Below are 7,510 nucleotides of genomic sequence, written 5' to 3'. Positions count from 1 at the left end.
CGTCAGGCTCATAACCTGAAGGTCACAGGTTCAAATCCTGTCCCCGCAACCAAAGCAAACAGCCAAAACAACACTCACACCGCTCCAAACAGCGGGGATATACCCGTTCCAAACAGCGTAACCGGTCATCACCGAACCGGGCTGACCGTGATCGATGCCTCACGACCGATCGCGCGTACCTCAACCCGCGATGAACCGGAAAGCGGCAGAACAACACCCTCAGCTTCCGTGATCGAATAGACCTTGCCGTCAACCCGCACGCGGAACGGCGCATCCGCGCTGATGACCGCCTGACCGCCCTTGCCCAGCACCCCGCCGATATCGACCGTCTGCCAGCTGTCGCCGCTGGAAACGCTCACCGCGTGAACCGCAGGCTTGCCAGTCAGCCATAACCAGCCGCCGACGAGGGCGGAAATGCCGAGCGTGCCGACAAGCAGCGTGCCGCCGAGACCGCGCCGGCGCCGGCCAACAGCACGATCGGCCTCCGCGATGACTGGCGCGATCCCGCCCGCGGGGCTGCTGAAGTCCTCCACCGATCGTCCCATGTGCCGCTGCAACGCATCGAGAGAGGCGGCCGTCGGCAGGCGCGGCGCACCGCTCGCTGCTGCCGATGGCGCGGCCACCGGTGCAGGCGCGACATCGCCGAGGGCGCTGTCCGTTGCAATGGGGTCGGCGTGGACGACGGGGGCTGCCGGAAACAGGCGCGGCTCGGTCGTCGGCTCGGCTCCGGGACGGGCGAAACGCCGGTGTTCCGGCGGAATGGGGCGCGGCTCCAGCGGCGGCGCGGATGCGGCGATCCGGGGCGGTTCAGTCGGAATATTATGGCGCAGGACGCGTGGTTCCGCAGCCGGCTGGGGCGCCGGGATATCGGGCCGGACCGGGCCGGAGGACGACGTCTCTTCCGTCAAGACCGGCTCGCGTGCCGGCGCGGTACGCGCAGGAAGCGGTACGGAACAGTCGGTCGCACCGCAATGCGGGCATCGGCGGGCTGCGGTATACAGCAACTCTCCGCACTCGCTGCAGCGGTAACTCGCCATATGACCGCGGGAAGAGAAGGTCGTATCTGCCATGGAGCCAGCTTTTTCGTCGCGACGACAGCCGCAGGAGTGTCGACACCCGGTTTAGAGTCGCCTGAAGCGGAATGGAACAGACGCAGCGACGCTATATCGGTCGCGTCTGTGAACAACATTCCTAGTGGCAGGCCGTGGCGAGAATTGGACTTTGCAGCCCGTCGGCTGCCCAAGCGTCACCCCGCATTGCCCGGCTGCAGGGTGGCCGAGGCTGCCGGCGCGTCGGTCCGGACCGGCGCGGGCCGGCTGCCGGCGCTGGCGCGCGCCAGCACGATGACGGGAATGAGGCCCGCCGCCACGATGGCGAGCGCGGCGAGGGCGCCGTTCTCGAAGCGCTCCTGCGAGGCGGCATTGAAGACGACGGTGGCCAGCGTCTCGAAATTGAACGGCCTCAGCAGCACGGTTGCCGGAAGCTCCTTCATCGCTTCCACGAACACGATAAGACCGGCGGTGGCGAGCGATGGCCGCAGCATAGGGGTCAGCACATCGCGCAACACGCCGCCGGCCGAGCGGCCGAGGGTGCGCGCCGCCATGTCGAGGTGCGGCGAGAGCCGGCCAAGGCCGGTTTCGAGCGTGCCGGCGGAGACGGCGAGAAAGCGCACGCAATAGGCATAGACGAGGCCGGCGCCGGAACCGCCGATCATCAGGCCGGTGGCGAGGCCGAACTGGTCGCGCATCAGGCGTGCAAGGGCGGCATCGAGCCCGCTCAGCGGCATCAGGATGCCGACCGCCAGCACCGTGCCGGGGATCGCATAGCCGAGCGAGGCGATGGCGGCGGCAAGGCGCACCGTGCGCCCGGGCCGCAGGCGCAGCGCATAGGCAACGGCACCGCCGGCGGCAACCGTCAGGATGCCGGCAACGGCGGCAAGTCCGACCGAATGCAGCGCCGCCGCGGCCAGTGCCGGATCCGACGCCTGATCGAGCCGGCGCAGGGCGGCACGCGCCAGCACGGCCGCCGGCAGCACGAAGCCCAGCAGCACCGGCAGCGAGCACAGCCCGGCAACGACCAGGCCGCGTCCGCGCGACAGCGTGCGCGGCTGCACCGTGGCGTTGCGGATGCCGGCATGGAAGCGCTGGCGACGCCGCGCGATGCGTTCCACGGCGACCAGCGCGAACATCGCGGCCAGCATCGTCACCGCGATCTGCGCGGCGCCGGGCAGGGAGCCGCGATTGAGCCATGTGTCATAGACGGCAACCGTCAGCGTGCGCACGCCGAGATATTGCACCGCGCCGATATCGTTGACGGTTTCCATCAGCGCCAGCGAGATGCCCACGGCGACCGCCGGGCGGGCCAGCGGCAGGGCGATGGCGAAAAACAGCCGGACCGGTCCGGCCCCCAGCGTGCGGGCAACCTCCAGCGCGGCGGCGGATTGCATCAGGAAGCTCGCCCGCGCGCTGAGATAGACATACGGGTAGAGCACGAGGCTCATGACGACGATGGCGCCGCCAGACGAGCGGATGTCCGGCAGCACCCGCCCGCTCAGGCCCGTCAGCGCGCGCAGGGCCGATTGCGCCGGGCCGGAATAGTCGAACACCTCGACCGCCGCGAAGGCGACGATATAGGTCGGCACCGCCAGCGGCAGCAGGAGCGCCCAGTCCAGCATGCGGCTGCCGGGAAAGCGGTACATCGTCACCGCCCACGCCGCGCCCACGCCGATGAGGCCGGTAAAGAGCCCGATGCCGGCCATCACGAAGGCGGTGGTGCCGATGGCGCGCGGCAGGACGCTGGCGACCAGATGGGACCAGACATCGCCGGAAGGCTGCGCCGCCAGCCAGACGAGGGCGATGATCGGAGTAACGGCCGCTGCCGCCAGAAAGGCCAGTGCCAGCATCCAGCCGAGGTCGCGGCGCCGGCGGACGGCGGCGGTGCCGGGCGGGGTCTGGAGCGTCGTGCCGGACAAGCGGGGCCTCCCTGCCGGCGCTTGCCGCCAGCCTTTTCGCCGGCCGGCGAGAAGCCGGCCCGTGCAGATCGCAGAAGAGCAGATGCAGGTCCGGCTTTGGCGCCGCGAGGCGGCAAAGTCAATCGGATTGCACGACCGATCGCCTTCCGGCTGGTCGGAGATGTTCCGCAGAATACTGTGCGGGAGCGCCGGACGCCGCCCCTCGCCGATGTCCTTTCTGTCGGCTTTCCAATAAAGTGCCGTGGGCGCGCGGATGCTGAGCGGCATTCCACGGCGCGGGACGGGGAGAGGTGAGGCGATGTCCGTTGTCGGACGGGCCGTCAGCCGCCGGCAGGCGTGCGGGCTTGTGGCGTTTTCGGCGCTGATGCTGTCGGGGCGCCCGGCGCGCGCGGCGGAAGCGAGCCTCGCGGTGACGTGGCAGACGGCCGGCGGGCAGGTTCTGGATACGCGCACGCTCAGCCTTGCCGATCTGGACCGGCTGCCGCAGGCCAGCCTGACGACGCAGACGCCGTGGACGACGGAGCCGCAGACCTTCACCGGCCCGCTGCTCTCCACGCTGGCCGCGCTGGGCGGCGCGGCCTCGGCGGCCGAAATCGAGGCGCTGAACGATTATTCAGCCCATGTGCCTGCCACGGACTGGACACAATATGGCATCGTGCTATCGACACGCATCGATGGCAGGACGCTGCGCGTCCGTGATAGGGGGCCGTTCTGGCTGATCTATCCGCTGTCGCAGATGCCGGAACTCGACCAGCAGATTTACCATGCCAGAATGGTCTGGCAGATCAGGCGGATTGCGTTCATTGCGGCTTAAGGTGCCTTTGTTCGGACGGAACCTGATGGCGATCGTTCTGGTCGCCACGCTGGTCGGTCTGTTCGCCGGCACGGCGATGCTCTATCTCGCCCAGAGCCGGCAGCAGGCGCTGCTCGCCGTTACCATCCGCACCTCCGGCTGGGTCGCCTATCAGGCGCGCATCGAATACATGCAGACCCATTTCGCCCTGGAAGTCGCCGCGCGCGATCCCGCGCCGGACCAGTTGCGGGAAATGGAACTGCGGCTGGAGATTCTCGCCTCGCGCCTGCCACTGCTCTACCAGTCGCAGGAAGGCCGCATGCTGCCGGACATGGAGGCGCACGCGGCCACCATCCGCGGTTTCAGCAACCGCGTCTCCGCCATGCTGGACGAGACCGACGCACTGGTGCCGGACAGCCCGGCAACCTCCACGCGGCTGCGGCAATGGGATCTCGATCTGGCGCCGCTGGGCACCCTGCTGCAGAAGCTGCTGATGGCTTCAGTGGCCTATAACGATGCGCTTTACGAGCGCGAGCGGGTTCTGGCTTCCAACACCACCATCGTGCCGCTGGCGCTGATTTTTCTCTGCGGCATGACCCTCGTCGGGGTGTTGGTGGCCCGCTCCGTCCGCGACCGGCGCAATCTGCAGATCGCCGTCGAGGCGCGGGAGGCGGAGGCCGTGACCCGCGCCAGCCTGCATGCCGCGCTCGATGCCATCCCCGCGGTGATCGTGGTGTTCGATCCGGCCGAAGATTCGGTCGCCTATATCAACCCCACCGCGGCCGCCGCGATCTCGCCGCAGCCGGACCATCCCGGCTGGCGCGAATTGCTGAGCTATTTCCATGCCCGGGTGGTGCTGCGCGGCAGCGGCGCCGACGACAATATGTCGGTGACGATTTCCGGGCCGAAGGGCGAGGTCATCTCGCTGCGCGGTTCGCGCCGCCAGATCGTGTGGGGCGGGCGGAAGCTGACGCTGCTGGCCATGGCCGATGTTTCGCAGGGCCGCGCGGCGGAACTGAAGGTGCTGCAGGCGGCCAAGCTGGCGACGCTGGGCGAGATGGCCTCCGCCATCGCCCACGAGATCAACCAGCCGCTGGCGGTCATGAAGATGGCGGTGGCGAACGGGCAGCGCCTGCTTGCCACCGGCGCCGCGCCGGAGGCGGTCGCCGCCAAGCTGACGCGCATCGACGAGCAGATCGACCGGGCCCGGCGCATCACCGATCAGGTGCGCCGCCACGCGCACATGCCCTCGCCGCAGATGAGCGCGTTCGCCGTGCAGCAGGCTATCCAGCTCGCCATCAGCTTCGTGGCCGAGCAATATCGCGTCAACGGCATCCGTCTGGTGCTGGCGCTCGATTTTCCGGCGGAAACTATGGTTCTGGGCGAACAGACCATGTTCGAGCAGGTCATCGTCAACCTGCTGGTCAATGCGCGCGATGCCTTCGGCGAGGGGCGCGGCGGCGACGAAAAGACGGTCACGGTGGCCGGCCGGGTGGTGGGCAGCGAGATCGTGCTGACGGTCGAGGATACCGCCGGCGGCATTCCGGCGGAGATGCTGGAGCGTCTGTTCGAGCCGTTCGTCACCTCCAAGCCGGCGGACCGCGGCACCGGCCTCGGCCTCTCCATCTCGCGCACGGTGATCCGCGACATGAACGGCGCCATCCGCGCCGGCAACACCGCACGCGGCGCGCTGTTCACCATCGTGTTGCCGGTCGCGGGCCACGCGGAAGCCCGGGCCTGACGCAGGGCGCAGAGGCGCGCGCCCGAAAAAAGCGCAGAGGCGCCGGCCGGAAAAAAAAGGCCGGTGCGGCAGGAGGTGTGCCGCACCGGCATCAGAATCCGGCCCCGTTCTCGCCGGGGCCGGCGCGGGAGGCGCTCGCCGTCAGCCGGCGATGTGGGCCACGATCAGGTCGTTGACGTGGTGGGCCTTCTCCATCTGCACCATGTGGCCGGCGCCGGGAATGACCTCCGACTTCGCTCCGGCGATCGCCCCGGCATGGGCGGCCGGGATGATGCGGTCGCCGGCGCCCCAGATGACCAGCACCGGCGGCAGGCCGGGTGTCGCCGCCAGCACCTCCGCCTGCCGGCCGCCCGGAAAGACGGCGGCGGAAATGGCGCCGAGGGCTTCTTCCACCCCGTCGATGCGCTTGTATTTCACGATGTCATCGACGAGATGGCGGCTGACGAGGCCGGCATCCTCGAACAGCTGTTCGAGCAGCGGCTTCATCTCGCGCCGCGACGAGGCCCGCACGAAGGCGGCGAGGTAGTCGCCGTTGATCTCCGCCCCGAGCCCGGCCGAGCCGATGAGCGTGAGCGAGGCGACGCGCTCCGGGTGCGTCGCGGCAATCTTCAGCGCCACCGCCCCGCCCATGGAGTGGCCGACGAGGTGGGCCTTCGTCACGCCGGCAGCATCCATCACGCCGGTCACGGCTTCCGAGAGGCCGGCCAGACCGGCCCCCTTCACCGCCTTGTCGGACTGGCCGTGGCCCGGCAGATCGAGGGCGATCACGCGGGCTTTCGCCGCCAGCGCGTCGATGTTGAACAGCCAGTTGTCGAGATCGCCGCCGAAGCCGTGAATGAGGATGACGGTTTCGCTGCCGGACCCGCGGTCGGCATAGCGCAGCCGGCCGGCGGGGGTGTCGGCGAACTCGTATTTCGGTCCGCTCTCCTCCTCGCCGCCTTCTTCCGACGGCGTGGCATAGCCGGCCACGAAGGCATCGATCTCGGCATCCGGCACGTCCGCATCGGCGACGACGCCGATCAGCGCCTTGACCGGATAGACGGTGTTGGGCTCCCCGAGGATGCGGCGCAGCAGCCCGGCGTCGCCCGCCTCCACCACGCCGGCGATCTTGTCGGTTTCCACCTCCACGATCTCGTCGCCGACATCGATCTTCGCCCCCGGGCGCTTCAGCCAGCCGGTGACCTTGCCCTCCGACATCGACAGGCCCCACTTGGGCATCACGATCGGCTTGATGCGTGCGTTCATGTTCGTGTCCTTCAAAGTCTTGTCCGCGCAAACTTCTGTCGCGGGCCGGTTCAGGCGAGTTCGCGCGTCAGCGTGCGCGAGACGGCCGCCACGATGGCGTCGGCGGAGGGGATGTAGAGATCTTCCAGCGAGGGCGAGAACGGCACCGGCGTGTGCGGAGCCGTCACCATCTGCGGGGCGGCCTTGAGGGCGCCGAATACCTGCTGGCTGACATTGGCGACGATGTCGGTGGCGATCGAGCAGCGCGGGTTGGCCTCGTCGGCCACCACCAGCCGGCCGGTCGTCTCCACGCTTTCCATCACCGTATCCCAGTCGATGGGCGACAGCGTGCGCAGGTCGATCACTTCCGCCTCGATGCGCTGGCGGGAGAGCTTTTCGGCCGCTTCCAGCGCGCGATGCACCATCAGCCCGTAGGCGACGATGGTCACGTCGCGGCCCTCGCGCACCACCGCGGCCTCGCCGAAGGGCAGGGCATAGGATTCCGCCGGCACGTCGGTCTCGTGGCCGTAGAGGTTCTTGTGCTCGCAGAAGATCACCGGATCGTCGTCGCGGATCGACTGGATCAGCAGGCCCTTGGCATCGTAGGCGTTGGAGGGGCACACCACCTTGATGCCGGGCACGTGGGTGAACATCGGCGTCAGCATCTGCGAGTGCTGTGCCGCGGCGCGGAAGCCGGCGCCCACCATGGCGCGGATCACCACCGGGGTGCGCGCCTTGCCGCCGAACATGTAGCGGAACTTGGCGGCCTGATTGAGAATCT

General features: G+C 68.9%; 6 protein-coding genes. 2 read left to right on the top strand and 4 right to left on the bottom strand.

Translation table 11 applies throughout. The annotated features are described in order from the left end of the window. Nucleotides 1-128: 128 nt before the first annotated feature. Nucleotides 129-908, bottom strand: a complete 780-nt coding sequence (locus V7067_RS11910; RefSeq protein WP_334176121.1) for a hypothetical protein — start codon at nucleotides 906-908, stop codon at nucleotides 129-131. Nucleotides 909-1,246: 338 nt separating this feature from the next. Then, nucleotides 1,247-2,971 (bottom strand): iron ABC transporter permease, encoded by a 1,725-nt coding sequence (locus tag V7067_RS11905; RefSeq protein WP_334176120.1) that lies wholly within the window; start codon nucleotides 2,969-2,971, stop codon nucleotides 1,247-1,249. A gap of 298 nt (nucleotides 2,972-3,269) precedes the next feature. Here V7067_RS11905 and V7067_RS11900 point away from each other — a divergent pair, with 298 nt between their 5' ends. Both V7067_RS11900 and V7067_RS11895 read left to right on the top strand, forming a co-directional pair. Then, complete coding sequence (locus V7067_RS11900; RefSeq protein WP_334176119.1) at nucleotides 3,270-3,785, top strand: hypothetical protein; 516 nt, start codon at nucleotides 3,270-3,272, stop codon at nucleotides 3,783-3,785. Between the two features lie 25 nt (nucleotides 3,786-3,810). Beyond that, nucleotides 3,811-5,505, top strand: coding sequence for an ATP-binding protein (locus tag V7067_RS11895; RefSeq protein WP_334176118.1), 1,695 nt, complete (start codon nucleotides 3,811-3,813; stop codon nucleotides 5,503-5,505). 141 nt (nucleotides 5,506-5,646) lie between these two features. Here the strand turns inward: V7067_RS11895 and V7067_RS11890 are convergent, their stop codons facing one another. Beyond that, the gene (locus V7067_RS11890; protein ID WP_334176117.1) at nucleotides 5,647-6,750 is read right to left on the bottom strand and encodes an acetoin dehydrogenase dihydrolipoyllysine-residue acetyltransferase subunit; all 1,104 of its coding nucleotides are present in this window, start codon (nucleotides 6,748-6,750) and stop codon (nucleotides 5,647-5,649) included. A gap of 50 nt (nucleotides 6,751-6,800) precedes the next feature. After that, nucleotides 6,801-7,510, bottom strand: a 710-nt coding sequence (locus V7067_RS11885) for a transketolase C-terminal domain-containing protein (RefSeq protein WP_334176116.1), incomplete at its 5' end; no start/stop codon positions are given.

Origin of the sequence: Pseudoxanthobacter sp., from assembly GCF_036822375.1 — a bacterium.
Taxonomy (GTDB): Bacteria; Pseudomonadota; Alphaproteobacteria; order Rhizobiales; family Segnochrobactraceae; genus Pseudoxanthobacter.
Note: the sequence above shows the minus strand (reverse complement) of the source record. Positions and strands in the feature narration are given on the sequence as shown.